Source organism: Kitasatospora sp. NPDC033851, assembly GCF_055576085.1.
In genome coordinates, this window is sequence record NZ_JBVIRL010000028.1 from 19,970 (window position 1) to 44,627 (window position 24,658).

The 24,658-nt window shown below is 74.7% G+C and carries 20 protein-coding genes; 11 read left to right on the forward strand and 9 right to left on the reverse strand.

Features of this window, described 5'->3' with window-relative positions:
• Window positions 1-76: 76 nt before the first annotated feature.
• From ACZ51D_RS35620 to ACZ51D_RS35630, 3 genes are read right to left on the reverse strand one after another with little or no spacing between them, the layout of a single operon-like run.
• Window positions 77-4,639 (reverse strand): hypothetical protein, encoded by a 4,563-nt coding sequence (locus tag ACZ51D_RS35620; protein WP_465625427.1) that lies wholly within the window; start codon window positions 4,637-4,639, stop codon window positions 77-79.
• A 41-nt stretch (window positions 4,640-4,680) separates the two neighbouring features.
• Window positions 4,681-5,556: a hypothetical protein gene (locus ACZ51D_RS35625; protein ID WP_360504912.1), complete on the reverse strand. Its 876-nt coding sequence runs from the start codon at window positions 5,554-5,556 to the stop codon at window positions 4,681-4,683.
• Between the two features lie 59 nt (window positions 5,557-5,615).
• Window positions 5,616-7,160: a hypothetical protein gene (locus tag ACZ51D_RS35630; RefSeq protein ID WP_360504988.1), complete on the reverse strand. Its 1,545-nt coding sequence runs from the start codon at window positions 7,158-7,160 to the stop codon at window positions 5,616-5,618.
• 194 nt (window positions 7,161-7,354) lie between these two features.
• Between ACZ51D_RS35630 and ACZ51D_RS35635 the strand changes: the two genes are divergently transcribed.
• From ACZ51D_RS35635 to ACZ51D_RS35660, 6 genes are all read left to right on the forward strand, one after another.
• Window positions 7,355-8,407: an IPT/TIG domain-containing protein gene (locus tag ACZ51D_RS35635; RefSeq protein ID WP_465664631.1), complete on the forward strand. Its 1,053-nt coding sequence runs from the start codon at window positions 7,355-7,357 to the stop codon at window positions 8,405-8,407.
• 258 nt (window positions 8,408-8,665) lie between these two features.
• Window positions 8,666-9,190 carry a hypothetical protein gene (locus ACZ51D_RS35640; protein ID WP_360504916.1) on the forward strand — a complete coding sequence of 175 codons (525 nt, stop codon included), beginning with the start codon at window positions 8,666-8,668 and terminating at the stop codon, window positions 9,188-9,190.
• A 153-nt stretch (window positions 9,191-9,343) separates the two neighbouring features.
• The gene (locus tag ACZ51D_RS35645) at window positions 9,344-10,120 is read left to right on the forward strand and encodes a LamB/YcsF family protein (protein ID WP_360504918.1); all 777 of its coding nucleotides are present in this window, start codon (window positions 9,344-9,346) and stop codon (window positions 10,118-10,120) included.
• A 68-nt stretch (window positions 10,121-10,188) separates the two neighbouring features.
• A complete protein-coding gene (pxpB, locus tag ACZ51D_RS35650) occupies window positions 10,189-10,836 on the forward strand; it encodes a 5-oxoprolinase subunit PxpB (protein WP_465625487.1) in 648 nt (215 codons plus the stop codon).
• A 54-nt stretch (window positions 10,837-10,890) separates the two neighbouring features.
• The gene (locus ACZ51D_RS35655; RefSeq protein ID WP_465625434.1) at window positions 10,891-11,418 is read left to right on the forward strand and encodes a hypothetical protein; all 528 of its coding nucleotides are present in this window, start codon (window positions 10,891-10,893) and stop codon (window positions 11,416-11,418) included.
• Window positions 11,419-11,511: 93 nt separating this feature from the next.
• Window positions 11,512-12,390, forward strand: coding sequence for a 5-oxoprolinase subunit C family protein (locus tag ACZ51D_RS35660; protein ID WP_465664632.1), 879 nt, complete (start codon window positions 11,512-11,514; stop codon window positions 12,388-12,390).
• 9 nt (window positions 12,391-12,399) lie between these two features.
• Here ACZ51D_RS35660 and ACZ51D_RS35665 read toward each other — a convergent pair whose 3' ends face one another.
• The gene (locus ACZ51D_RS35665; RefSeq protein WP_465664633.1) at window positions 12,400-13,323 is read right to left on the reverse strand and encodes an aminoglycoside phosphotransferase family protein; all 924 of its coding nucleotides are present in this window, start codon (window positions 13,321-13,323) and stop codon (window positions 12,400-12,402) included.
• A gap of 90 nt (window positions 13,324-13,413) precedes the next feature.
• The gene (locus ACZ51D_RS35670) at window positions 13,414-14,184 is read right to left on the reverse strand and encodes an alpha/beta fold hydrolase (protein ID WP_465664634.1); all 771 of its coding nucleotides are present in this window, start codon (window positions 14,182-14,184) and stop codon (window positions 13,414-13,416) included.
• Between the two features lie 170 nt (window positions 14,185-14,354).
• Here ACZ51D_RS35670 and ACZ51D_RS35675 point away from each other — a divergent pair, with 170 nt between their 5' ends.
• Entirely contained in the window at window positions 14,355-14,888 is a 534-nt protein-coding gene (locus tag ACZ51D_RS35675) for a PadR family transcriptional regulator (protein WP_360504927.1), read from the forward strand.
• A gap of 112 nt (window positions 14,889-15,000) precedes the next feature.
• On the opposite strand, the gene ACZ51D_RS35680 is transcribed toward ACZ51D_RS35675, so the two are convergent.
• The gene (locus ACZ51D_RS35680; RefSeq protein ID WP_465664635.1) at window positions 15,001-15,600 is read right to left on the reverse strand and encodes a DUF4396 domain-containing protein; all 600 of its coding nucleotides are present in this window, start codon (window positions 15,598-15,600) and stop codon (window positions 15,001-15,003) included.
• Between the two features lie 145 nt (window positions 15,601-15,745).
• Here ACZ51D_RS35680 and ACZ51D_RS35685 point away from each other — a divergent pair, with 145 nt between their 5' ends.
• Window positions 15,746-16,441, forward strand: coding sequence for a class I SAM-dependent methyltransferase (locus tag ACZ51D_RS35685; protein ID WP_465664636.1), 696 nt, complete (start codon window positions 15,746-15,748; stop codon window positions 16,439-16,441).
• A gap of 236 nt (window positions 16,442-16,677) precedes the next feature.
• Entirely contained in the window at window positions 16,678-17,520 is an 843-nt protein-coding gene (locus ACZ51D_RS35690; protein ID WP_360504992.1) for an undecaprenyl-diphosphate phosphatase, read from the forward strand.
• A 174-nt stretch (window positions 17,521-17,694) separates the two neighbouring features.
• On the opposite strand, the gene ACZ51D_RS35695 is transcribed toward ACZ51D_RS35690, so the two are convergent.
• Window positions 17,695-19,206 (reverse strand): HEAT repeat domain-containing protein, encoded by a 1,512-nt coding sequence (locus tag ACZ51D_RS35695; RefSeq protein WP_465625448.1) that lies wholly within the window; start codon window positions 19,204-19,206, stop codon window positions 17,695-17,697.
• Between the two features lie 287 nt (window positions 19,207-19,493).
• On the opposite strand from ACZ51D_RS35695, the gene ACZ51D_RS35700 reads away from it, so the two are divergent.
• On the forward strand, window positions 19,494-20,099 hold the full coding sequence (locus ACZ51D_RS35700) for a hypothetical protein (RefSeq protein WP_465625450.1): 606 nt from the start codon (window positions 19,494-19,496) through the stop codon (window positions 20,097-20,099).
• 73 nt (window positions 20,100-20,172) lie between these two features.
• Here the strand turns inward: ACZ51D_RS35700 and ACZ51D_RS35705 are convergent, their stop codons facing one another.
• Window positions 20,173-21,654, reverse strand: coding sequence for a DNA-binding protein NsdB (locus tag ACZ51D_RS35705; RefSeq protein WP_360504935.1), 1,482 nt, complete (start codon window positions 21,652-21,654; stop codon window positions 20,173-20,175).
• Window positions 21,655-22,186: 532 nt separating this feature from the next.
• On the opposite strand from ACZ51D_RS35705, the gene ACZ51D_RS35710 reads away from it, so the two are divergent.
• Window positions 22,187-23,425, forward strand: a complete 1,239-nt coding sequence (locus ACZ51D_RS35710) for an aminoglycoside phosphotransferase family protein (RefSeq protein WP_360504937.1) — start codon at window positions 22,187-22,189, stop codon at window positions 23,423-23,425.
• 81 nt (window positions 23,426-23,506) lie between these two features.
• Here ACZ51D_RS35710 and ACZ51D_RS35715 read toward each other — a convergent pair whose 3' ends face one another.
• Window positions 23,507-24,619, reverse strand: a complete 1,113-nt coding sequence (locus ACZ51D_RS35715) for an acyl-CoA dehydrogenase family protein (RefSeq protein WP_465664659.1) — start codon at window positions 24,617-24,619, stop codon at window positions 23,507-23,509.
• Window positions 24,620-24,658: the final 39 nt, after the last annotated feature.

Consider the following 24,658-nt stretch of genomic DNA (forward strand, 5'->3'; position numbering starts at 1 on the left):
GTCAGTTCACGGCTGCGTGGGAACTCCCTTCACAGCCGCGCGGGACCCGCGTTCACGGCCGCGCAGGGACGTCCGCTCACGGCTGGGCGGGAACCTCCGCGGGGCGCTTGAACATCCGGGTGGCCGTGATCTCGCCGTGGATGGTCGGGCCGTCCGGGTCCGGGGCGGCGGGCAGGCCGGGGCGCAGGTGCTCCTCGACCGAGATGTACTTGAGGCCGGCCCGCAGGTCGGCGTCGTTGCGCAGGCGGATCACCAGCGGGAACTCGGCGAGCGCGGTGGTGTCGAACAGGCCGGTGGTGTAGATGAGCTGGACGCCGAGCGCGTCGGCGACGGCGCGCTGGAGCTCCAGCAGGTAGGTGGCGTTGGCGCGGCCGATCGGGTTGTCGAGGAACAGCGTGCCGGCGTGCCGCAGTTGGGACTGGCCGCGGTCGTTGGCGCGCAGCGCGGCCATCGTGCAGTAGAGCGCGATGGCGGCGGTGAGCAGCTGGCCGCCGGAGAAGACGTCGGACATCTGGCCGACGCCGACCCGCTCGGCGCGCAGCACCGCGTCGGGCTTGAGGATCTCGACGCTGACGCCCTTGGGGCCGATCGCGGCGGCGACGCCGCGCAGCAGCAGGGACATGCCGTCGCGACGCAGGTCGCTGTTCTTCTTGACGGCGGCGCGGGTAGCTTCGTCGATGACCTCGCCGAGGCGTTCGACCAGGGTGGCGTGGTCCGGGTCCTCGAAGCGGATCCGGAGGAACTCCTGGCCGGACCACTCCCCCAGGCCTTCGGGCAGCCGGGAGAGTCGCTGGGCGGCGCGCAGGGTGGTGAGCGAGGACTCGACCAGGCCGCGCAGGCGGTCCACGATCGAGCCGCGGTTCTTCTCCAGCTGGGCGAGTTCGTCGGTGAGCACGCGCAGTCGCGGTGCGAAGGCGGCGGCCCAGGCGGCGGCGTGCTCGGGCAGCGCGGAGGCGGGCAGTTCGCGGATCTGCTGGCGGGCTGGGGTGCGGACGGCCTCGTAGCGGGCGGCGTTGGCGTGCCGGACGAGGGCGTCGGCGGTGTCGCGGACGGCGAGTTCGGCGCTGGACAGTTCGCCGGCGGCGGTGCGCAGGGCCCGGCGGGCCTCGGTGGCACCGGTGCGGGCCTCGGCGAGGGAGCCGAGGTACGGCTCGATCGGGTCGTCCGGGTCCTCCTGGTGGTCGCGCAGGCCGTCGCGCAGTTGGCCGGCCAGTTCGTCGAAGTCGGCGGCTGCGGACTGGGCGGTGTCGAAGGTGCGCTGCAGGTCGGCGTGGGCGGTGCGGGCGGCGTCGAGGGCCTCGCGGCGTTCGGCGAGGCGGCTGGTGGCGGTGCGCAGCAGGGCCTGGGCGTGCTCCGGGTCGGTGGGGACGAGGTCCTCGGGCAGCTCGGTGTGCGCTTCGCCGTCGGTGGGGGCGGAGCGCTCGGCGTCGCCGCGCAGGCGGCCGAGGTGTTCGCTGGCGGCGGCGGAGCGGGCCTCGATGGTGGCGACCAGTTCCTCGGCGCGGGCGGCGGCGGCCTGGCGGGCCGGGCCGTCGGCTCCGTCGGGGCTGCCGAGGAGTTCTTCGGCGCGGGTGCGCACCTTGTTGGTGAGGCGGTCGAGTTCGGTCGCGGCGGCGGCCTCGTCGCCTTCGGCGCGGGCCTGTTCGGCGCGCAGGTCGGCGCCGACGCCGACCTTCTCGTAGAGCTGGGAGGCGGCGCGGTAGGCCTCGCGCAGGGCGGGCAGCGCGGCGGGGGCGGTGGCGGCGGGCTCGTCGGTCTGCTCGGCGGCGGGGATCTCGGCGCGTTCGGCGCGCAGTGCGCGGGTCGTACGGCGGGCGTCGTCGGCGGCGCGCTGGGCGGCGCGGCGGTCCTCGTCGCAGGTGCGGGCGCGTTCGGCGCACAGCGTCTGGCGGCGGTCGCACTCGGCGGCGTCCTCGGCGAGTTCGCGCTGGCGGCGGGCCCAGTTGGCGCGCTCGCGCAGGCGGAAGGCGAGGCCGGAGAGGGCGTCGGCGCGGCGGCGGGCGCGCTGGGCGGTCTCGCGGTGTTCCTCGTGGGCGGAGACGGCGGTGGCGTGGTCGGTCTCGGCCTCGTCGTGGTCGGCGCGCAGGGTGGCCAGGGCGGCGGCGGCCTGCTCGGCGTGTTCGCGGGCGGTCTCGGCGGCGGCGGCGAGCTCGGCGAGGGTGCCGGGCGGGCAGCTGGCGTGCCAGGAGGCGAGGCGGGCGGCTAGGGCGCGGTCGGCGCCGAGGCGGGCGGCGAGTTCGCGGATGTGTTCCTCGCGGGCGCTCGCCCGGGCGCGCAGGTCGCGGCGCTCGCCGTCGGCGGCGGACTCGTCGTGCATGGCCGGGTTCGGCGGCACGAGGAAGAAGGCGGGCTCGTCGGTGATCGGGGCGATCAGCGAGGCGGCGGCGCCGACGGCCACGGTGGAGCGCGGGAGCAGGGCGGCGGACTGGAGGGCCTCGCGGGCGCGCTCCAGCGAGGAGGGGTCGGTGACGACGACGCCGTCGACCAGTTCGGGGCGGGCGGCGAGGATCGCGTCGTGGTCGGCCGGGTCGACCGACTGGGCGAGGTAGCGCCAGCCGGGCAGGGCCGGGATGCCGTGCTCGGCGAGGTACTCGACGGTGGCGAGGACGTCCGGGCCGGGCGGCAGCAGGCCGCCGTCGCCGAGGGCGGCGAGGATGCGGGAGTCGTCGGCGGCGGCCGTCCGCAGGTCGAACAGGGTGCGTTCGGCGGTGGCGATGCCCTCGTCGAGGAGTTCGCGCAGGTACTCGGCGTTGCGGTCGAGGACGGCGGGGGTGAGGAAGCCGGCGTCCTCCTCGCCGCCCTCTTGGTACGGGGTGAGGGAGAGCAGGTCGGCGAGGCGCTGCTCGGTGGCGAGCAGGGCCGCGGTGCGCTGTTCGCCGGCCAGGGCCTGGGCGGCGGCCTTGCGGGCGTCGCCGGCGCGTTCGGCTGCGAGTTCGGCGCGCGAGGTGGCGGCGGCGGCCTCGCGCAGCCGGGCAGCGCAGGCCTCGGCGGCCGTACGGGCCTGGGCGAGGGCGGCGGCGGCGGCCTTCTCGACGTCGGCGGCGTGCAGGGCGGCGCGGGCCGGGTCCACGTCGCCGTCGGCGTCGATGAAGCCGGCCTCGACGGCGGCTTCGGTCTCCTGCTCGACCTCGGTGAGGCGCTGGCGCAGGTGCTCGGCCTCGCTGCGGGCCTTCTGCGCGGCGGTGGCGGCCTCGGTGGCGTCGGACTGTGCCTTGGCGCCGTCCGCCTGGAGTTCGCCGGCGCGCTGTTCCTCGGTGTCGGCGCGGGTCTCGGCGGCCGCGGCGGCGGTCTCCAGGGCGCGGGCGAGGGCGGTCGCGGCGCGGGCGCGGGCGGCGAGCGCGGGGGCGGCGTCCAGCTCGGCCTCGCGGATGGCGGCGGCGACCCGGGTGACCCGGTCGGCGGCGGCGCGCTGGCGCAGCACCACCTCGGCGGCCTGCCAGGCGGCGTGCAGGGTGCGGGCGTCGATCAGCTCGCGGCGCAGTGCGGCGGCTTCGGCGGTGGCCGCGGCGAGGCTCAGGGTGGCGTGCCGGTAGGTGAGTTCGTCGGTGATGAGGGTGTGCCGGGTGCGGTCGGACTCGGCGGCGGTGACGGCGCTCGCGGCGGCGGCGACCTCGATGGCGAGGTCCTGGGCACGGTCGCGTTCGGCGGTGGCCCGGGAGGCGAGGGCGTGGGCGAGGCGGCGGGTGCGGCGCTCGGCGGTGCGGTGGGCCTCGCGGACGGTCTCGCGGGCGGTGGTGGATTCGGCGATGCGCTCGAGCAGGTCCAGGGAGCCGGCGGTGAAGTCGCGTTCGGCGGTGAGTTCGGCACGGCGGCCGAGTTTGGCGGCGAAGCCGTGGACGAGGTCGGCGAGGCCGTCGGTGTCCCGGGTGTCGGTGACGGCGCGCAGCAGGAGGTCGGTGAAGTCGCTGTCGTGCTTGACCGCGAAGAGGCCGGCCGCCTCGCCTTCGTCGGCGTTCATCTCGCGCTGGTAGCGGAAGAGTTCGGGGTCGAGGCCGAGTTCGCCGAGGTGCTCGGTCCAGCGGTCGTGGCCGTCCTCGAAGACCAGGTCGAGGTGGGGGTGTCCCTTGCCGGCCTCGGTGAGGGCGTCGCGGAAGCCCTTCATGGTGCGGCGGCGGCCGCGGGCCTTCTGGTCGCCGGCCAGGCTGAGCCGCTCGGCGACCGGCAGGGAGTCGAGGGTGAGGCCGGGGCCCGGGCGGAAGGAGTACCAGGTCTCGGCGAACTTGCGCGGGTCGGAGGAGACCTGGCGGCCGCGCCACTCGCTGACCTTGCCGACCACGATCAGCTCGCCGGTGACGGTGTGCTGCCACTCCAGGGCGACGTGGCCGCAGTCGTCGGCGAGCAGGAACTTGCGCAGCACGCCGGAGCTGGCGCCGCCGAGGGTGTTGCGGTGGCCGGGGAGCATGACCGAGAAGATCAGCTTGAGCAGGACGGACTTGCCGCCGCCGTTCTCCAGGAAGAGCACGCCGGCCGGGGCGGGGCGGCGGACCGGGCCGTCGGTCTCCTCGCCGAACAGACCGATCTGCTGCGGGGCCGGGTCGGCGACGGGCTCGCCGACGCCGCGCAGGTCGAGCACCGTGTCGGCGTAGCGGGCGCCGGCCGGTCCGATCGAGTAGAGGCGGACCCGGTTGAGCTCGTACATGTGCGGCGGTTCTCCGTGCGTCTATGGGGTTGTCAGAGCGATCAGAGCGAGTGGAACGGCAGGCCGGCGTCGGCGACCAGTTCGTCGGAGGTGTCCGGCGGCAGCAGGCTGGCGGTGCCGTCGGAGACCGGGACGACGCCCAGGTCGATCAGTTCGGCCATGGCCGCGCTGCCGGCCAGGTCGCGGACCTGGAGCTGGTAGCGGGCGGTGGTGCGGTAGGTGCCGCCGGAGTCGTCGGAGACCTTCTGCAGGAAGCCGGAGTCGACCAGGAACAGCACGGCCTTGGCGACGATGCCGATGGTGGAGCCGGAGAGCCGGCGGGCGTCCTTGGTGGCGCCGGTGGCGGTGCGCCGGGCCCAGACCCGCCAGGCGGCCTCCAGGCCGGGGGCGTCGGACTGCGGGTCGGTGTTGGCGCCCTCGGCGTCGGCCTGCTCCTCCAGGCGGCGACAGGCCTGGCGGACGAAGGAGTCGACGCCGTTGACGGTGATCCGGCCGAGGTAGGTGTCGTCGGCGAGGTCCTCGGGGCGGGGGAAGGCCATCGCGGCGACGGCCAGGTGGGCCAGGCCGTGCAGGAAGCGGTCGGTGGACTCGGAGGCGGCGCGGCGCGAGTAGTCGCCCATCCGGACGGCGAACAGCGAGTCCTCGGCGGCGGCCACGGCCATGCCGGCGCGTGGCGAGACCTCCAGGACGACCAGGCCCATGCCGGTGGCGATGGCGTCGGCGAGCCGGGCGAACGGCGGGTCCTCGCGGTGGCGGCGCACGAGCTCGGCGTACTCGACGTCCCGGGCGGGCAGCAGCTTGGCCTGGAGGCCGAAGGAGACCAGCCGGGCGGCGTCGGCGACGTCGGCCGGGGTGATCGGCGCGGGGGCGGCCGGTTCGGTCTCGGTCGCCCAGGACGTGTCGTGGTGGGTCGTCACGGGCGGTGCTCCTCGGGGGTGGCGCGGTTACGGGTGTTCTGGTGGTGCGGCACGGCCGGTCAGCCGGCGTCCTTGCGGTCGGCGGCCATGCCGACCGCGTCGAGCAGGGCGCTGCCGACGATCAGGTCGGCGCCGCCGAACTCGAGGTCGCGCAGCGGGGTGCCGTCGTCCACGGCGAACAGCAGCCGCTCCTCGCCCTGGCGGTAGGCGGTGCCGACCGGCGGGCTGGCGGCGTGCACGGCGAGCAGGGCGACCAGGTACGGCAGCTCCGGGTCCTGCTTGCGGGCGTCGGCGAGCAGGCCGGAGAGCCGGCGGGGGGCGTCCGGGGGCAGGTCGAGCAGGACCAGCGCGGCCTCCAGCTGGGCCTCGGAGAACCGGCTGTCGTCGGGGGTGGCGACCAGGTCCGGGTCGGGCAGCTCGGCGCCGAGGTGCTCGCGCTCGACCGGTGGGGTGAGCAGCAGGTCGACCAGGTCGGTGACCCGGACCGAGGCCGGGGTGCGCAGGCCGGCGCCGCGGGCGAAGAAGGCGCCGGTGGGGCGGACGGCCTGCTCTATCGGCAGCCGGAGCACGGGGGCGAGCAGTTGCCCGTACAGGTCGATGCCGCTGCGGGCGCCGGGGGTGGCGAAGGCCTGCCGGTCCTGCTCGGCGCGGAACAGCGGGCCGGCCTCCAGCAGGCGGGTCTGCAGCTTCGTGTGGCGGCGGATGCAGTCCTTGACGATGTCGAGCAGCTCGGCGGCGCGGCGCTTGTGCTCGGCCCCTTCGGGAGTGTTCGGCTCGGCTTCGTCGCGGGCCTTGCGGATGTTGGTGAGAATCGCGTTCTCGTGCCGGTAGCGGTCGGCGATGTGGTCCAGTGCCTCCTCGATGAGGTCCGGGACGGCGCGCATCCAGTCGACGGCCCGGACGTTGCGGCGGGTGGCGTCGAGGGCGCGGCGCAGCGTCTCGGCGTACTGGACGGTGCGGTAGCGGGCCTGCTCGGCGGCGAGCTGGGCGTCGGCCAGGCGGCCGCGGCGGATCAGCACCTCCAGCTTGACCTCGGCGGCGATCTGGGCCGAGGTGACGTCGGTGTCGAGCGCGCCGACCAGGACGTTGACCGCCTCGTCGGTGGTGCGCAGGTAGACGCCGCCGTCGGGGCCGGGGACCTCCTCGATGAGCTTGAAGTCGTAGTCGCGGCGCACGTACGCGCCGTCCGCGCCGAAGGTGCCGTAGACGGCGCGGAAGCCGCGGTCCACGCTGCCGACGTTGATCAGCGACTCCAGCACCCAGCGGGCGACCCGCTCGTGCTCGGCGGCGGGGCGGCCGGCGGCCTGGGCGGCGACCCGGGGCAGCAGGCGGGCGAGGACTATGTCGCGGTCGGCTCCGGTGTCGAAGTCCATGTTCAGGGTGACCAGGTCGATCGCGGCGAGGCCGACCTCGGCCATCGCGTAGCCGCCGTACTCGCCGGCCAGGTTGACCTTGCGGTTGTCCAGGTCGTGCAGCGGGGCGGTGCAGGCCAGCGCCTTGAGCCGGCGGGCCAGTCCCTCGTCGGCGGCGGGGCCGGGCGCGGGGCGCGCGACGGCCGGGCCGGCGGACGGTCGGAGGCCGGGCTCGGTGGGCGGGTCTGCGATGGCGGTCACGGGGGACAAGATTAGAGGTTCGCACCGACATCGACCGAAACGGACCTTGCGGACGGACGGAGCGGCAGGTGGGGAGCCGTCCGGGGGACGTTTTCAGAACGCGGTTTCGACGGTATTCCGCCATTCTCGAACCGATATTCGAGAAAGCCGTGAGGGCGGCGCAATGGTTCGGTGATGATCGACCTATGATCAGCCGACTGGCCAAGGCGGGCCTCGCCGCCGCGCTGTCCGTGACCACCCTCACCACCGGTGTCGTCCTCACCACCGGCGCCGCCTCGGCCGCGCCGGCCGCCACGGCATCGACCTCCGCGCAGCACGTGACCGTATCCCTGAACGGCTACCTCCCGAGCACCACACCGCCCGGGCCGGGCCAGTTCTCGATCGGCTGGACGTCCGCCGGGACGGCCGACCTCACCGGGCCGACCCACATCACCGTCGACCTGCCCCCGGGCCTCACCACCGACGGCGCGATGTTCTACTCCACCCCGTACGACTACACCTTCACCGAGACCGTCTCCCCCGACGGCCGCCACCTGGACGCCGTCCTGGTCGGCACCCGGCGGCCCGGCCACTACGAGTTCATGAAGATGAAGCTCTACGGCAACCCCAACCAGCAGCCGGACGGCCAGATCGTCGCGACGGTCGGCAACCCGAACGACACCGACCCGACCGGCCACGTGGCCCTCGCGGCACTGAACGGCAGCACGCCGACGCCGGCCACCCCGCCCGCGCCCGCCGTCACCGGCCTCGACACCACCACCGGCCCGGGTACGGGCGGCACCGCGGTGACGGTCAGCGGCAGCAACCTCACCCACGGCATGGTGCTGGTCGGCGGCGTCCCCGCGGCCGGGAACTGCACCGACACCGCGTGCACGGCGACCACGCCAGGAGGCTCGGGCAGCGCCCCGGTCAGCGTGGTGACGCCCGGCGGCACGGCCGCCGCCCCCGCCACCTTCGACTACACCGGCGCCGCGCCGCCGGCGCCGCCCGCGCCGGTGGTCACCTACCTGTACCCGACCAGCGGACCGGTCGCCGGCGGCACCCAGGTCTCCATCGCGGGCACCGACCTGACGTACGGGTCGGTGCGGTTCGGCGGGGTGCCCGCCGACCACGTCTCCTGCGGCCCGAAGTTCTGCACGGCGTACGCGCCGGCGGCCTCGCACTCCGGCGCGGTCGGCCTCACCGTGACGACGGCGGGCGGGACCAGCGCGCCGGTCACGTACACCTACACCGCGTAGCGCTCACTGTCGGTGCCCGGGTGCCTCGGCGCCCGGGCACCGACGCGTTTCCTGGCGCGGACGCGTTTCCGGACTTGACGCGTTTTCGGACTTGACGCGTTTCCTGGCGCGGACGCGCTTGCGGACCCGACGCGCTTCCGGGCCTGCGTTCGGCTACCCCGAAGGGGCAAGTTGAACGCGTTCAAAAGGAAGGTCTAGAGTCGGTTCCGCGCAGTCGGGACAAGGCCCCGCCTGCCCTTCGGCATGGAGGTGCACGACATGGACGGCGACCCCGCGGTCACCCTTCGCAAGGTCCGGCGCTGGCTGTGGTTCTTCCTGGTCTGCCTGGTGCTCAGCGGCCTGACCGCCTTCCCGCTGGAGACCGAGACCCGCCTGCTGGCCGAGTTCGCGACCGGCCCGGCCGCCCCGCTGACCGACCACTTCCCCGCCGTGACGGCCTGGTTCGAGCGGGTCCACACGGGCATCGCCGAGACCAACGAGCGCTACCCCTTCCTGGCCTACGGCACCGACTGGCTGGCCTTCGCCCACCTGGTGATCGGCGCCGCCTTCTGGGGGCCGCTCAAGGATCCGGTCCGCAACATCTGGGTGATCCGCTGGGCCGCGCTCGCCTGCGGGGCCGTCATCCCGCTGGCCCTGATCTGCGGGCCGCTGCGGGGCATCCCGCTGGTGTGGCGGTTCATCGACATGTCGTTCGGCGTCTTCGGTGTCATCCCCCTGCTGATCGTGCTGCGGGCCCTGCGCCCGCTGGAACGTTCCTTCCCGGAACCGGTGCCCGCGCGCTGAGCCGAGACGGCCCGCACGCCCCGCATGGCGCCGCCCCGGGGCGTGCGGGCCCGGTCGCATGCCGCAGGCCCGGCAGGGCCCGGGGTCACGGACAACGGCCTTCACCCACAGGCCCTACCATCTGGCTCAAGAGCTGCTGGGAGGCGGACGGGCGTGGCCGATGCGGTGATCGATCTCAATGCGGACCTCGGCGAGGGGTTCGGACGCTGGACGCTGACCGACGACGAGGCGCTGCTGTCCGTGGTGACCAGCGCCAACGTCGCCTGCGGCTTCCACGCCGGCGACCCCTCGACGATGCGCCGGGTCTGCGCACTGGCCGCCGAGCGCGGCGTCCGGATCGGCGCCCAGGTCTCCTACCGCGACCTGGCCGGCTTCGGCCGCCGCGCGATGGACGTCCCCCCGGAGGAACTCGCCGACGAGATCGCGTACCAGATCGGCGCCCTCCAGGTCTTCGCCCGCGCCGCCGGCTCGAAGGTCTCCTACGTCAAACCGCACGGCGCCCTCTACAACCGGGTGGTTGCCGACTCCGAGCAGGCCGAGGCCGTCGTGGCCGGCGTCCTGCGGGCCGGCGCGGTCTGCGACGGGCCGCTGCCCGTCCTCGGCCTGCCCGACTCCCGGTTGCTCGAGGTCGCCGAGGGCGTCGGACTGCCGGTGGTCGCCGAGGCCTTCGCCGACCGGGCGTACACCCGCTCCGGCACCCTCGTCCCACGCCGCGAACCCGGCGCCGTGGTGCACGACCCCGAAGCGGTGATCACCCGCGCGGTCGGCATCGCCCGGGACGGCGCGGTGGAGGCCGTCGGCGGCGATCGGATCACCGTCGAGGCCCGCTCGCTCTGTGTCCACGGCGACACCCCCGGCGCCGCCCAGCTCGCCTGGCGGGTGCGCGGCGCCCTGGCCTCGGCCGGGGTCCGGGTGGAGGCGTTCACGTGACGGCCGGCGCCGAGCCACCGCCGGGCGGCCCGGTGCGGCCGGTCGGTTCCGCACAGCGGGTCGGCTCGGTGCGACCGGCCGGCTCCGTACAGCGGGCCGGCTCGGTACAGCGGGTCGGCGAGCGGGCGCTGCTGGTCGAGCTGCCCGGGACGGCCGAGGTCACGGCGCTGTACGGATGGCTCCGCGAACAGCGGGACGCGGGCGCGCTCGGCGAGGTCGAGGAGCTGGTACCGGCCGCCCGCACGGTGCTGCTGGACGGCGTCGCGGACGTCGACGCGGTGGCCCGGCTGCTCCGCACCGTCCGTCCGACGGCGGCCGAGACGGCACGCGGACCGCTGCTGGAGGTCCCGACCGTGTACGACGGCGCCGACCTGGCCGAGGTCGCCACCCTGTGGGAGGTGTCCGAGGAGGCGGCCGTCCGGATCCACACCGAGCCCGAGTACGTGGTCGCCTTCTGCGGCTTCGCCCCCGGCTTCGGCTACCTCACCGGCCTGTCCACGCGGTACGAGGTCCCGCGCCGGGCCACCCCGCGCAGCTCCGTCCCGGCCGGCTCGGTCGCCCTGGCCGGCCCGTACACCGGCGTGTACCCGCACCCCTCCCCCGGCGGCTGGCAGCTCATCGGCCGTACGGCGCTCCCCCTCTGGGACACCGACCGGGAGCCCCCGGCCCTGCTGGCCCCGGGCGTCCGGGTCCGGTTCACGGCGCAGCGGGCATGAGTGGCGCGGGGCCCGACCCGGCCCTCCGCGCAGTGCGCTCACTAGACTTCGAGGATGATCGAGCTCCTCGACAACCTTGATCTGCTGACCTGGCGCCACCTCGACCCGACCACCCTGACCTTGGGCGGTGTGGCGTTCGGAGCCCCGGCCTCCGACGTCCCGCGCCGGCGGATCGTCGACGCGACCGCGCCCGTCGTCGCCCGCCGCACGAGCGGGACCGACATGGAGTCCGCGTACGAGGACGGCAACGGGCGGCGGCTGACCCTGGACGAGGTCGTCGACGACGCCGTCCGCTCCCAGGGCTTCCTGTACGCCGCGGACACGCTCACCTACCGGATCCGCTCCGGGACGGTCGTCGGCTTCGCGGTCTACGGCCCGCACCTGGCGCACTTCGCCGCGCTGACCTCGTACGAGGAGTTCCGCACCGCGTTCGGCACACCCGACCGGGTCGACACCGACGACGAGCCCGGCGGCGGGCCCATGGCCTACTGGCACCACTACTCGGCCCCGCGGAAGTGCGCGCGGTGGGACGCCTGGGACAACCGGGTGAGCCTGGTCAACCTGGGCGACTTCAGCAAATAGGGCCGGTCGGCGGGGCAGGCGGTCGGCAGGGCAAGCGGTCGGCAAGGCAAGCAGACGGGCAGGCGGTCGGCAGGGCGTCAGGAGGCAGCGGCGATGAGCGAACTGGTGGTGGTGCGGCCCGGGCCGCTGACCACGGTTCAGGACCTGGGGCGGCGCGGGGTCGCGCACCTCGGGGTGCCCAGGGCCGGGGCGCTGGACGAGCCGGCGCTGCGGGCGGCGAACCGACTGGTGGGCAACGAGCCGGGGGCCGCCGGGCTGGAAACCACGCTCGGCGGGGTCGCGCTGCGGGCTGTCGGGACGGTGCTGGTCGCGGTCACCGGTGCGCCCGCGCCGGTACGGGTGGACGGCCGGGCGGCGGCGTGGGCCGCGCCGGTCGTGGTGCCGGACGGGTCCGTGGTCGAGGTGGGCCCGGCGACGGACAGGGTGCGCGGCTACCTGGCGGTGGCCGGCGGGATCGCCGTCCCCCCGGTGCTCGGCAGCCGCTCGGCGGACCTGCTCTCCGGCCTCGGGCCGGCCCCACTGGCCACCGACGACCGGCTGCCGGTCGGCACTCCGCCGCCGTACCGGGCCCGGCCCGAGCTGGTGCCGCTGCCCGCTCCCCCGGCCGAACTGGTGCTGCGGCTGCGGCTCGGCCCGCGCGCGGACTGGTTCACGGCGGACGCGGTGGCCCGGCTGGGCCGCGACGACTACCGGGTCTCCTCGACGAGCAACCGGGTCGGGCTGCGCACCGAGGGCCCGGCGGTCACCCGGGCCCGGGACGGCGAACTGCCCAGCGAGGGCATGGTGCTGGGTGCGGTGCAGATCCCGCCGGACGGGCAGCCGGTGGTCTTCCTGGCCGACCATCCGACCACCGGCGGATACCCGGTGATCGGCGTCGTCCCGACCGCCGATCTCGCGGCCGCCGCGCAGGCCCGGCCGGGGACCCCGGTGCGATTCGCGCCGCTGCGGTTCGCGCCGCCACAGGAGCGTTGACAGCGCTCTTCAACGCCCCAACAGCAGTTCGGCGATGGCCCGTTGGGCCGGGTCCAGTACGGTCTCGCCCTCCTCGGCGGCCCAGGCCGCGTTCTGCAGCACCCGGGCGAGCGTCCAGGCCGTCGCGATCTCGCGGTCCAGCTCCAGGGTCTCCGTCAGGAGGTCGAAGCGCCGCAGCAGCGCCCGGGTGAGGTCCCCGGTGGCCACCAGGTCCTCCCAGCGGTTGCGCAGCGCCGGGAGCAGTTCGAACCCGGGGTGTCCGGCGAGCGGCTTGGGGTCGATGGCCAGCCAGGGGCCGCGGCCGCTCCCCGGGAGCGGGGCGAGGACGTTGCCGTAGTGCAGGTCCCAGTGGAGCAGCCGGTCGCCGGGCTCGGCGCGCACCTCGCGGAGGGCTGCCGTGCAGTCGGCGAGCAGGCTGCGCTCGTCCGGGTGGCCGAGAGTGGCGACGGCCGCCGGGGACCGCGACAGCAGTTCTGTCGACGCTTCCGCCAAAGTCCTGAGGCTGCAGGGAGCTTGATGCCGTGTCAGCTGGCCCAGCAGATCGGCGATCACCCGCACTCCCTCGAGGTCGTCGGGCAGGGCGAGGAGCGAACGCGCCGGGTCCAGGCGCTCCAACAGCATGGAGCCCGAGAGGGGTTCGTGGTCCAGCAGTCGGACGGCGCCGCACCCGTCCCAGACGTCCAGGGCGAGGGGTTCGCCCGCCGTTTCCTCGTCCACGGGCTGCAGTTTGAGCACGGCGGGCGTCCCGTCGGCGCGCAACACGGGCAGCACCAGGCCGACGACGCCGTGCGCGGGCGGCCCGTCCGGGCGCAGCTCCCAGCGGTCGAGCAACTCGCCCGCCAGGGCGGGCAGTCGGGCCGCCCAGGCGCGGCCCTCCGCGCCGAGGAACGCCTCCAGGGACGCGGCCAGGTCGGGCGGGACATCGACGGGCATCGGGCGGGCTCCTCTCGGGCGGTCCCGTTCAACCTAAGCGGTCCCGTTCAACCCAAGCGATCCCGGTCGGTCCGGCCCGGGCGGTCCCGCTCACCCCAGGCCGAATGCCTCCGCCGCGGCGGCCGCGAAGCCGTCCGGGTTGTCGAGCATGATGTTGTGCCCGCAGTCCGGGACGGCGACCACCCGCACGCCCGCCGCGCGGAGCCCGTCCGAGCCCGCCAACTCGCCGTCCGCCGCCGGGTGGAGGAAGGTCCGCGGGAGGTCGAGGCCGAGCAGCAGCTCGCGCATGGCCGGGACCGTCGCCTGGGCCAGGTGGCGGGCGCTGCGGTAGAGCGCTTCCGGGCCGGCCAGCCGCATCGTGGACCACCAGAACGGCCCGACCCGCTCGGCGACTTCCTCCCGGCCGCCGGCCAGGAACTCCGCCTCGGTGTAGCCCGCGATGCCACTGCTGCCGGGCCGCTGCCGGTCGGGGGCGACCGGGTCCAGGTTGGCGTCCACCAGGACGAGTCGGGAGACCAGCCCGGGGTGCCGGTGGGCGAGGACGATCGCGATCGCGCCGCCCATGCTGTGGCCGACCACCTCGACCCGGCTCAGCCCGGCCGCTCGCACCGCCGCCGCAACCGCGTCGGCGTGGTCCTCCAACGTGTACCCGAAGTCCGCCGGACGGTCGCTGATGCCGAAGCCGAGCAGGTCCATCAGGAGCGAGCGGCGTCCGGCGAGCAGCGGGTGGGCGGCGGCCGCCGCGAAGTAGACCGACGAGGTGGCACCCAGGCCGTGCAGGTAGAGCCGGGCCGGCTCGGCGCCGGGCAGTTCGACCCAGCGGATCAGGTCGCCGTTCGGGGTGACGGGGGCGTGGCGCATCGCGAGGACTCCTCTGCCAGGGGAAGCACCCGGGAACCGCCGGGAGCACCCCGGGAACAGCGGGGAACAGCCGGGAGCACCGGGGGAACGCCGAAACCATACCTCGCGATCGAGGTATCCCGCAGTCGATATACCCATGGATCGAGGGATGGGCGTGAGAGGGTGTCCCCATGTTCAAGCTCGCGATCCTCGGGTTCCTGTACGGGCGGCCGCTGCACGGCTACGAGCTGCGCCGCCACCTCTCCGCGCTCTCCGGGCACGTCCAGCCGATCAGCGACGGCACGCTCTACCCCGCGATCAAGCGCCTGGAGGCCGCCGGACTGCTGGTCCGCCGGACCGAACCCGGCAGCGCCGCCGCGCCCCGGCACACCCTGCACCTCACCGAGGCCGGCCGCGCCGCACTGCTCGACCAGCTGCGCGAGCCCGAGCCACTGGACATCAGCGACGAGAACCGCTGGTTCACGCTGCTCGCCTTCCTGCGCCACCTCGAGGACCCCGCCGCCCAGGCCGCCGTGCTCCGCCGCCGGCTGGCCTTCCTCTCCGAGCCGGCGAGCTTCTACTACGACGGCGACCGCCCGATGGGCGCCGAGGAGTTCGCCGACCCCTTCCGGCGCGGCCAGCTGCTGATCGCCCGCGCCACCACCGAGGCCGAACTCGGCTGGCTGCACGCCACGTTGGCCGAGCTGGAGGGCGGCGAGCAGTAGCGGGCGCGCCGGAACGCACTGTGGCCCGCACCGACCGTCGAAGGGTCGGTGCGGGCCACGGGCAAGGGTCTCCGGCATCCCGGAGCACGATCGGCGTCGGCGGGTACGGGATTCAGTGCTGGTGGTGGGCGTGGACCACGGCATGGCCGCGCCCCCGGCCGATCATCCACTTGTTGACCGGAACGGTCAGCCCGAAGGCCAGGGCCAGCGAGCCCGCCAGTGCCACCCAGAACAGCAGGTCACCGAGGCCGGCGTCCATCGCCCCGGGGACGGTGACCATCACGGTGTTGTCGATCAGCTCCATCACCAGGATCGACACGGTGTCGGCGGCCAGCGCGACCTTCACGGCGGCACCGACGTCCAGACCGGCCTTCAGCACGCCGCGCATGGTCAGCGCGTAGCCGAAGACGAAGGCCAGGAGGATCGAGAGCACCACGGTCGCACCGTTGTGCAGGCCGAAGGCGGTGCCGAACACCATGCCGAGGATCTCGCCGATGGCGCAGCCGGTGAGGCAGTGCAGGGTCGCCTGCGCGGCCATCCGCCAGCTCGTTCCGCCGCCGTGGGCGTGGTGGTGGCCGTGCTCGTCGGACCCCCGATGGTCATACCCGTGGCGCCCCTGGCCTTCCTGCCCGGCGTGCACCTGGTGGTCATGACCGTGCTGCCCGGGGTGCTCCTGGTGGCCGTGGTGCTCGTGCTGTGCGGGGTGTGCCATGTCGTCCTCCGCTTGCTCCGACGCCCGTTCGGCGCCGCTTCCCTCGCTCCGTCGATGATCGAAGCTATACCCCCCTGGGGTACCTTGCAAGCCCTTGACGGCGCCCCCTTCCCACCCCGCGCCCATCCGTGCTCGGATGAAGGACATGACCGACGACCGACGCAAGGGCTATGACGGAACGGGCGCGGGCGCGATCACCCCGGACGGCTGCGCCGTCGAGGTGTGGAGCCGACTCCCCGCGGGCAACGCCCCGGACGTGATCGAGGCGGCGGTGCCGCCCGGCGCGAGCATCCTCGAACTGGGCTGCGGCGTCGGCCGGATGACGCACCCACTGGCCGACCGCGGCTTCACCGTGACGGCCGTGGACGAGTCCGCCGAGATGCTGGCCCGGGTCCGCGAGGACGTCCGCACGGTGCGCAGCCCGATCGAGAAGCTGGACCTCGGCGAGCGCTTCGACGTCGTCGTGCTCGCCTCCTTCCTGGTGCACGCCGGTGATGTGACGGTCCGTCAGAGACTGCTGGAGACCTGCCGTCGCCACGTCGCCGAGGACGGCTGCGTGCTGGTGCAGCGCGAGGGCGAGGACTGGCACCTGAACGTGCCGCGCGAGACCGCGATCGGCCCCGACGCGTGGTCCCGGCTCGTCTCCGCCACACCGGTCGGCGACGGCGTGAACTCCGTCCGCTGCGAGTACGAGTTCCCGGACGGCACCTGGACGCAGACCTTCCTGTCCCGGCCACTCAGCACCGAGGCGTTCGAACAAGCCCTGGCCGAGGCCGGCCTGACGGTCGAGCGCTACCTGACGGAGGACCGCACCTGGGTCCGGGTCCGGCCCGTGGACTGACCGCCCGCGGCCGGAAAGGGGTCCGTTCGCAAAGGCCGAACAAAGGGTGAACCAAGAACTGTCACTTTCACCCCGTACCATCGGCCGCGCGCCGGGCCCGCGCGCGGCCTGCGGGCCGGGCGGGTCGCGGTCGTCCGCACGCCCGTTCCGACCCGCAAGGACCCGCCCATGCCGCCCCTGCCACCCCTGCCGCCCCCGCCCCCCACCCGACGGATATCCGCGGCGGGTGCCCGGTGATCAACTGGTTCCACGGGGCCGTTCTCGGTCTGATCCAGGGGCTCACCGAGTTCCTGCCGGTCTCCTCCAGCGCCCACCTGCGGGTCTTCTCCGCGCTGCTGGGCTGGGACGATCCGGGCGCGGCCTTCACGGCGGTGACCCAGCTCGGCACCGAGACGGCGGTGCTGATCTACTTCCGCCGGGACATCGCCTCGATCGTGAAGACCTGGGCGCGGTCACTGGTCCGCCCGGCGCTGCGCTCGGATCCGGACGCCCGGATGGGCTGGTTCGTGATCATCGGCACCCTGCCGATCGGCATCCTCGGCAAGCTGTTCCAGGACACCATCGAGACCCATCTGCGCGACCTGCGGATCATCGGCACCACACTGATCGTCTTCGGCCTGGTCCTGGCCTTCGCCGACCGCACCCGCGCCGTCCGCAACGCCCGTCCGATCACCGACCTCACGCTGCCGCACGCGGGCATCTACGGCTTCGCCCAGGCGCTGGCGCTGATCCCGGGCGTCTCCCGATCCGGCGGCACGATCAGCGCGGGCCTGCTGCTCGGCTACAGCCGGGAGGCGGCGGCCCGCTACTCGTTCCTGCTGGCCATCCCGGCGGTGCTCGCCTCGGGGGCGCTGGAACTGTTCAAGATCGGCGAGGGCCCGGCACCCGCCTGGGGGCCGACCATCCTGGCCACCCTGATCGCCTTCGCGGTCGGCTACGCGGCGATCGCCTGGTTCCTCAAGTACATCTCGAGCCACAGCTTCCTGCCGTTCGTCGTCTACCGGGTGCTGCTCGGCATCCTGATCATCGGACTGGTGGCCGGCGGCGTCCTGACCCCGGACGCGGGCGCGGTGAAGTAGAGCGGCGGAGTGGAGCGGCGAAGTGGAGCGGCGAAGTGGAGCGGCGAAGTGGAGCGCGGAAGCAGAGCTGAGAAGTAGAACCACGTTTCAGAACCGCTCCCCGAAGGCGCCGGCTCCGGAAAGCAGTGGGCCGGGACACCGTGTCGGTGTCCCGGCCCGCTGAACGGCGAGGACCTAGCGCGGCTCCCGGGCGGCGGTCAGTCGGCCGCGGACGGCGGCGTGGACCTCGGCCTCCTCGGCCGGGTCGGCGGCGAGCCTGCGCAACCGCTCCAGCACACGCGCGTCGCCCGTGGTGGCGACGTGGCGCGCGGCGAGCTCACGCGTCGACTCCTCGCAGTCCCAGAGGCACTCGACGGCCGGCCCCTCGGGAAAGTGCACGTCGGTGGCGGCGAGCGCCCGGGCGGCACGTCCGCGCAGCTCGGAGGAGGCGGCCTCACCGTAGATGTGGCGCAGGACCGGGACGGCGTCGGCGGCGGCCAGCCGCCCCGCACCGTCCACCAACGACCCCAGCCCGGTACCGCCGACCCCGCGCACGGAGATCCAGCGGCGCAGCCCGGCGACCACCAGCGGCCCGTCCTGCGGCCCCCCGGCGTCGGCGAGCAACTGGACGGCGGCCTCGCCGAGCGCGCTGTCCGCGCCCCCGCTGGCCGGGTCGGCCCAGCGGCGGGCCTGCGCCAGCACCTCGGGACCGCGCATCCGGCCGAGCAGTTCCAGGGCGGCCCGGACGATCCGGTCGTCGACGTCGGCGGCGGCGGTCTCGATCAGCTCGACCGCGGCCGGGTCCCGTTGGTCGACCAGGTAGCGCAGGGCCGCGCGGCGGGCGCCGGGCAGGCCGTCGCGGGCGGCCTCCAGCAGCGCCGGACGGTCCTCGGGGCGGACGACGGCGGTCAGGCAGCGGGCGGCCGCGGCGGCGCGGCGGTCCACCGCGTCGGGGCCGTTGCCCGGGGATTCGGTGTCGCGCGCGGGCTCCGGGCGGGCGTCGGGCCGGTCGAGGAAGGCGCCGACGCCGACGCCGCCCAGGTCGCCCTGGTCGGCCCAGGCCAGCACGTCGGCGGTGGACCAGCCCGGGGTGACGCCGCTGCGGTTGATCTGCCGCTGCCAGAGGTCGAAGGGTGACTGCTCACTGGCCGCCGCCACTCTCGGGTGGTAGGCCGCCCACAGCCGCCAGGGCCGGGGCTCGTACGCGTTGCGGATGAACTCACGCAGTTCGGCGTCGCCCTCGGGGCCCGGCGGGAAGTGGTCCAGCACGGCGGTACCGAGCAGCAGCAGGCCCCGGTCGTCGTCGCGCAGGGCGAGTTCGTCGAGGGCCCAGGCCCAGTTGGCGCCCGTGGCGGCGTACTCGCGCAGCATCAGCAGCGCGTCGCGCCGGCCGTACGCGGCGAGGTGGCCCAGGACGGAGAGGGCGAGGCCGGTACGGCTCTCGTCGTCGGTGACGAGGTCCTCGGCGGAGTGGAGGTGGTCCTCGATGCCGTCGAGGGGAGCCTCCAGCTCCATGTAGAGACGGGCGTAGTAGAGGGAGCGGCTCTCGACCTGCCAGTCGGCTCGCGGATCCCTGGTGACGCACTCCTCCAGCGCGGCGATGGCCTCGGCACGGTCGGCGGCCAGCGCATGGAGCTGCCCGTCACCACGGCCTCGCTGCAGGAGGCCTAGGAGGCTGGCACTGGGTGCTATCACTGGCTCGAACATGAGGTCAGCATCCGTTGCGGCGGTCGTAGTGGCAACGGGATTTCCGTCGCCGGGGTCTCTGGTCGGTACTGCGGTGGGCGCCCGGGCGCCGGAATCACCGAAGGTTACCGCCTCGGGCCACCTTCCGCACACAGGGCGACGGAGCCTGCTGCCACAGTGGCATATGCCAGGGGAATTTTGCCTGCGATCTGTCCAAATCGCCCACGGGGGTCAGGACGCTGTGCGACAGTCTTCTCACAACCCGAACGACCCGCACAAAGCGGGCCGAACCGAACGATGGACCCGCCATGAACATGCCTTCAGGCGCCGCCCGCCCGCCGGGCACCGCCACGGTGGACGGCGCCCCGGCGGGCGCGAACGGCTCCGGCTCGAAGGCCTCCGGTGCAAGCACCTCGGACACGGCAGGCGCGGGTGCGACGGGCACGGCGGGCCGACCGGGCCACGCCGGCGGCGGAACGCATGACGACGGCACCGGCGGCGAAGCCGGCAGCGGAACGGACGGCAGAGTGGACGGCACGGCACAGGAGCCGTCCGGCCCCTACCTCGGCGGCGGCAGCAACGACGACAGCCTCCTCGGCTCCGCCGAATGGGACCTGCAGACCGACGGCATCCGCTGGAACGCGGAGACCTACCTCCTCCTCGGTTGCGACCCGGGCCGCGGCCCGCTCAGCCTCGACCGGCTGCCCGACCGCCTCCCCGAGGCGGACCGGCCGCTGCTGCGCCGGATGATGACCGACGCCCTGGTGCACGGCCGCGTCGCCGCAGGCACCCTGCGGATCCGCCGGCCCGGCGGACGGCACGACAGCGTCGAGTGCGCGGGCGAACCCGTCCTCGGCGCGGACGGCACCGTCACCGCGCTGCGCATGCTGCTCCGCCCGGCACCGCCGGACTGAGCCGCGGCGCCCCGGCGCACCCGGGACCGCGCATCCCGGCCCCGGACGTCAGCCCAGCACGTCAGCCCGCCCCTCAGGTCAGCCGCGGCCGGTTCTTGGCGTCCGCCGCCCGCAGCTCCCGGCCCAGCTCGGCCCGCAGCTCGTCCACCGCCGGCAGCCCCCGGTACGCCGCGGTCAGCCGGTACATCTCGCGCAGCCGGTCCCAGGTCCGGTGCGAGGAGTTCTGGCCGATCAGGTTCATCACCATCTTGGCCTGCAGCTCGGCCGCGTCCGGCTCGCCCGTGATCAGGTGCACCGAGGCCAGGGTGATCCGGTCGAACAACGCCGAGCGCAGCTGCCCGGTGCCCTCCCGCAGGGTGATCACCTGCTCCGCCCGCTTGCGGGCCCTGGGGGCCGCCGCCGGGTCGTGCTCGGCCAGCGTGCGCAGCACCAGGGCCTGCATGCCGCGCAGTTCGGCTTCGTCGAACACCTGCATCCAGGACGGCGGCGGCTCCGGCGACTCCTCGGCGAACAGGTCCTCGGCCTCGCCGAGCAGCCGGTAGGTGTCCTGGGAGTGCCCGATCGAGGCGTGCGCCCAGGCCTCGACGGTGTTCAGCATGGCGCGCGTTCTGGGCACCACCGTGCCACCGGCCGCCTTCGCCGCCGACATCAGGTCGAGCGCGTCGTCGGCCCGGCCCAGGTGGACCATCTGCCGCGCGGCGCGGCTGATCGCCTCGCCGGCCCGCGGCCGGTCGCCGGACTCCATGGCCGCCTCGGCCGCGATCACGAAGTACCGCTGGGCGGTGGGCTCCAGGCCCACGTCGTGCGACATCCAACCCGCCAGCACCGCGAGGTTGGCCGCGACCAGCCACAGCCGCTGCTCCACGGCGGGCGGGTGCCGGTGCGTCAACAGACCGCCGACCTCGTTGAGTTGACCGACCACCGCCTTGCGCTGCAGCCCGCCCCCGCGGGCCGCGTCCCAGGCCCGGAACACCTGCACCGAGTGTTCCAGCGACTCCACCTCATCGAGCCCGACCGGGCCCGCGTCGTACACGTCCACCACCGGGCGCGCCGCGCTCCCGGTGATCACCTGGCGCGGCCCGGGGACGGCGGCCGCGTACGCGACCGCGTCCCCGCCCAGCCATCCCTTCAGCGAGTCGGCGATGACCGCCCCGGCCGTGAGCGCGGCTCCGGCGCCCACCAATCCACGTCGGTTCAGCATGAGGTCCATTCCCGTGAACTCGGTGAGGACCACGGCTGTTCGATCCGGCGACCACGGCACTGCTGCGGACGGCTCCGCTCCGGACCTGGTGGGCCGGTGTCGTTCCAGACCGAGGTCCTCAGTGGTGACGACACGGCCGAGCCGCTCCGTGAACACGGCAGCCAGCACCCTCGGCACCGGATCGCGCGGGATCTCCCCCTGCTCGATCCAACGTCGTACCCTCGAGGTGTCGGTGGACAGTTGCATCTGCCCCATCGCGGCACCGCGACGATTGACCAGCCGCGCGAGCTCGCCCTTGGACCATCCGGTCAGGACGAACAGATCGGCGAGTCGGGTGTTGGGTCCCCTGCTCAATGAAGCCCCCAGGTTCCTCGGCTCCTTCGAGGCTAGAGGCTCCGGCAAGTGCCAGGCGAGCATTCGCCACCGTTCGCCAGGGCCCGCCAGACTACTAAGCCAGTGCCCGAGGGGTGTGTTGTAGGGGTGCGCCACCTCGCCCCCCGGGTCGGTCGGCGTCCCACCAGCGTCGGGGCAGTCCCCCGACGGTGTCACGGGACGCTCCCGGTCCTCACCCGAGGGGGTGGCGCGGCCGGGTGGCGCGGGAGCGCCGGGCACGGCCACGGCAAGTCCGGCCGACCGCATTCCCCAGGGTGCGGACGGCCGGAGCACAGCCGAACAGGGGTTCCTGACCCCGCGTCCGTGCCCGGCGCTCGCGCACCACCCGCCGTACCGCGACGGCGTACTCCCCCGCCCCGCGGGGGCGCACCACCCAACGCCGTACCGCACCACCCGCAGGGCCGCCGTCACGCCAGGAAGCACACGGCACCAGCCCTCCCCGCCCCCGCGGGGCCGCACCCGCCGACGGACCGGAAGGGACCACCCTCAGCCCATGTACTCCTCAGCGACGACCCCCACGCCGACCGCGACCCGCACCGCGCTGCGCCCCCCCACCGCAGCCGCCGGCCGGCCCGGCCCCAAGCAGGCGCCCCCGGCGAGCCGGCCGGTGGCTCCGCGCGGCGTCGAGGGCCGGGCCGCCGACACCCGGGTCGTCCCGGCCGGCCGTACGGCGCTGGGCCCCACCGGCCGTACCGCACTGGGGCTGCGCGGCCCCGAGGCCGCCCCGCCGGTCGGCAGCCGGCTCCCGCTCGCCCGCCAGGCCGACGGCCAGGTGCTGCGCGCCCGACGCCCCGGCCAGCCCGGCGGAGCGGAGCGGATCGACCCGTCGGCGCTGCAGACCCCGTCGGTACGGGCGGCGCTGGCGAGCATCGCGCGGATATGTCCCGCGTTCACCCCGCGCCAGGTCCTGCGCGAGGGCAGCCGCCACATCCTGGTGGCGGGCACCATCGGGCGGGCCCCGGTGGTCGCCAAGTGCCTGGCGCCGCAGGCGGTGCGGAGTGAGTACTTCGATCAGCTGGTGGCCGACTTCCACCACGAGGTCGCGGTCTACCGGGCGTTCGTCCGGCACCGCCCGCCGGTGCGGCTGCCCCGGCTGGTCGCGGCCGACCACGACCGCTGCGTACTGGTCATGGAGCGGATCCCCGGCCGCCCGGCCGCCCGGGAGCGCCACCCGGTCAACGCGCCCACCCCGGGCGAGGTGCGGGCGCTGCTCACCGCCGTCCGGACACTGAACCTGTGGCGGCCGCCGACCGACGTGTTCCAGCCGCGCCTGGACTACCAGTGGGAGATCGCCCGCTACCACTCGGTGGGCCAGCTCACCGACCGGGACGCCGGCGACCTGCGCGGCCTGCTGCACGGCCTCGGCCACACCCCGCTGCAGCTCTGCCACGGCGACGCCCTGCTCAGCAACATGCTGCTGGCGCCGTCCGGCCCGGTGCTGGTCGACTGGGAGCAGGCCGGCTGGTACCTGCCCGGCTACGACCTGGCGGTGCTGTGGAGCGTGCTCTCCGGGGACACCGCGGCGCGCCGTCAGATCAGCCAACTCGCCCAGAGCGGCGGCACGCTGGCCCGGGACGCGTTCCTGGTGAACCTGGTGCTGGTACTGATGCGGGAAATCCGGCTGTACGACGTGCCGGGCGCTGGCGAGGAGCAGCGGATCATGATCCGCCGGCTCTACGACGACGCCGCGCTCGCCCGCCGGGCCGTCCGGGCCGCGGTCGGGACGCGCTGAACCGCCACCCCCGGTGGTTCGGGTCCGAACCGGCCTGCCCGGCCGGGCATTTTACCGCCGCGCGTCGTACGACCAGGCGTGCTACGGCCGGGCGCCGCGCTCCAGGGCGGCCCGGCCGGCGGCCTCCAGGACGGTCTCGTCCGACGCCAGGTGCACCCGGCTGCTGAGCACGTCCCGCAGGTACCGCTCCAGCGGGTGACGTCGGCTCAGGCCGGGGTTGCCGGTCAGGGCGACGGCCTGCTGGACCGCCGTCGTCGCGGCCCGGGTGGCCAGCAGGTGGGCCGGGCCGGTCCGGGCGACGGCGTCCGGCTCGCCCCGGTCCACCCGGGGCGCCAGACCCTCGACCAGTTCCTCGGCGCCGATCAGCTGCGCCTCGATCTCGCCGAGGGCGCAGCGGTAGCGGGGCAGGATGCCGAGCGGCTCGGTCAGGTTGGCCGGGGTGCGCTGGTTGAGGAAGCGGACCAGCCAGGACTCGGCGGCCCGGGCGACACCGATCGCCACCGCGGAGAGGGCCAGATCGTGCCAGGCGCGGGAGAGTTCGGCGTCGGCGTCGGCGTCCTTCGACTCACGGGCGCCGAGGCCGAGTGCGAGGTCGGCCGGCACCCGGACCCCGTCCAGCACGACGTCATGGCTGGCGCTGGCGCGCAGGCCGAGCTGGTCCCAGGTCGGATCGATCTCGAGGCCCTCGCTCTCACCGCGGACCAGGAAGGTCCCGATCCTCGGCTCCTCCTCCTCGGTCCGCGCGGTCACCGCCATCCAGGCCAGCGCCTCGGCGCCGGTGCAGTACGTCTTCCGGCCGGTCAGCAGCCAGCCGTCGCCGTCCCGCCGGGCGACCGTCTCGGGCAGTTCGCCCGATCCCGCGCCGGGCTCCGCCCGCAGCGTGTTGACCAGCGCCGGGCCACGCCGGGACTCGGTGATCAGTCGCCGGTAGCCGGCCGTCGGCCAGTCGGCGAGGCGGGCCTGCTCGGCATGCCGGAGCAGCGTGAACGCGGTGACCACGGCCACCGAGGCGTCCCCACGGCCGAGTTGGGACAGCACCCGGACGGTGTCGGCAAGCGAGCCGCCCGGTCCGCCGTACTTGCGGGAAACGGTGAGGGTGAGCAGTCCGGCCTCGTGGACCGCCTCGATGCCCTGGTACGGGAAGGTCGCGTCGCGGTCGTGCTCCTCGGCGCGGGCGGCCAGCAGGTCGACCACCCGGGGCAACCCGGCCAGCGCGGTCTCGACCGCCGCGCG

Bases quoted from the DNA above. Each gene is read 5' to 3' on its own strand.
- ACZ51D_RS35620 (WP_465625427.1), bottom strand. From the start codon at position 4,639: ATGTACGAGCTCAACCGGGTCCGCCTCTACTCGATCGGACCGGCCGGC.
- ACZ51D_RS35635 (WP_465664631.1), top strand. From the start codon at position 7,355: ATGATCAGCCGACTGGCCAAGGCGGGCCTCGCCGCCGCGCTGTCCGTG.
- ACZ51D_RS35640 (WP_360504916.1), top strand. From the start codon at position 8,666: ATGGACGGCGACCCCGCGGTCACCCTTCGCAAGGTCCGGCGCTGGCTG.
- ACZ51D_RS35655 (WP_465625434.1), top strand. From the start codon at position 10,891: ATGATCGAGCTCCTCGACAACCTTGATCTGCTGACCTGGCGCCACCTC.
- ACZ51D_RS35660 (WP_465664632.1), top strand. From the start codon at position 11,512: ATGAGCGAACTGGTGGTGGTGCGGCCCGGGCCGCTGACCACGGTTCAG.
- ACZ51D_RS35665 (WP_465664633.1), bottom strand. From the start codon at position 13,323: ATGCCCGTCGATGTCCCGCCCGACCTGGCCGCGTCCCTGGAGGCGTTC.
- ACZ51D_RS35670 (WP_465664634.1), bottom strand. From the start codon at position 14,184: ATGCGCCACGCCCCCGTCACCCCGAACGGCGACCTGATCCGCTGGGTC.
- ACZ51D_RS35675 (WP_360504927.1), top strand. From the start codon at position 14,355: ATGTTCAAGCTCGCGATCCTCGGGTTCCTGTACGGGCGGCCGCTGCAC.
- ACZ51D_RS35680 (WP_465664635.1), bottom strand. From the start codon at position 15,600: ATGGCACACCCCGCACAGCACGAGCACCACGGCCACCAGGAGCACCCC.
- ACZ51D_RS35685 (WP_465664636.1), top strand. From the start codon at position 15,746: ATGACCGACGACCGACGCAAGGGCTATGACGGAACGGGCGCGGGCGCG.
- ACZ51D_RS35695 (WP_465625448.1), bottom strand. From the start codon at position 19,206: ATGTTCGAGCCAGTGATAGCACCCAGTGCCAGCCTCCTAGGCCTCCTG.
- ACZ51D_RS35700 (WP_465625450.1), top strand. From the start codon at position 19,494: ATGAACATGCCTTCAGGCGCCGCCCGCCCGCCGGGCACCGCCACGGTG.
- ACZ51D_RS35710 (WP_360504937.1), top strand. From the start codon at position 22,187: ATGTACTCCTCAGCGACGACCCCCACGCCGACCGCGACCCGCACCGCG.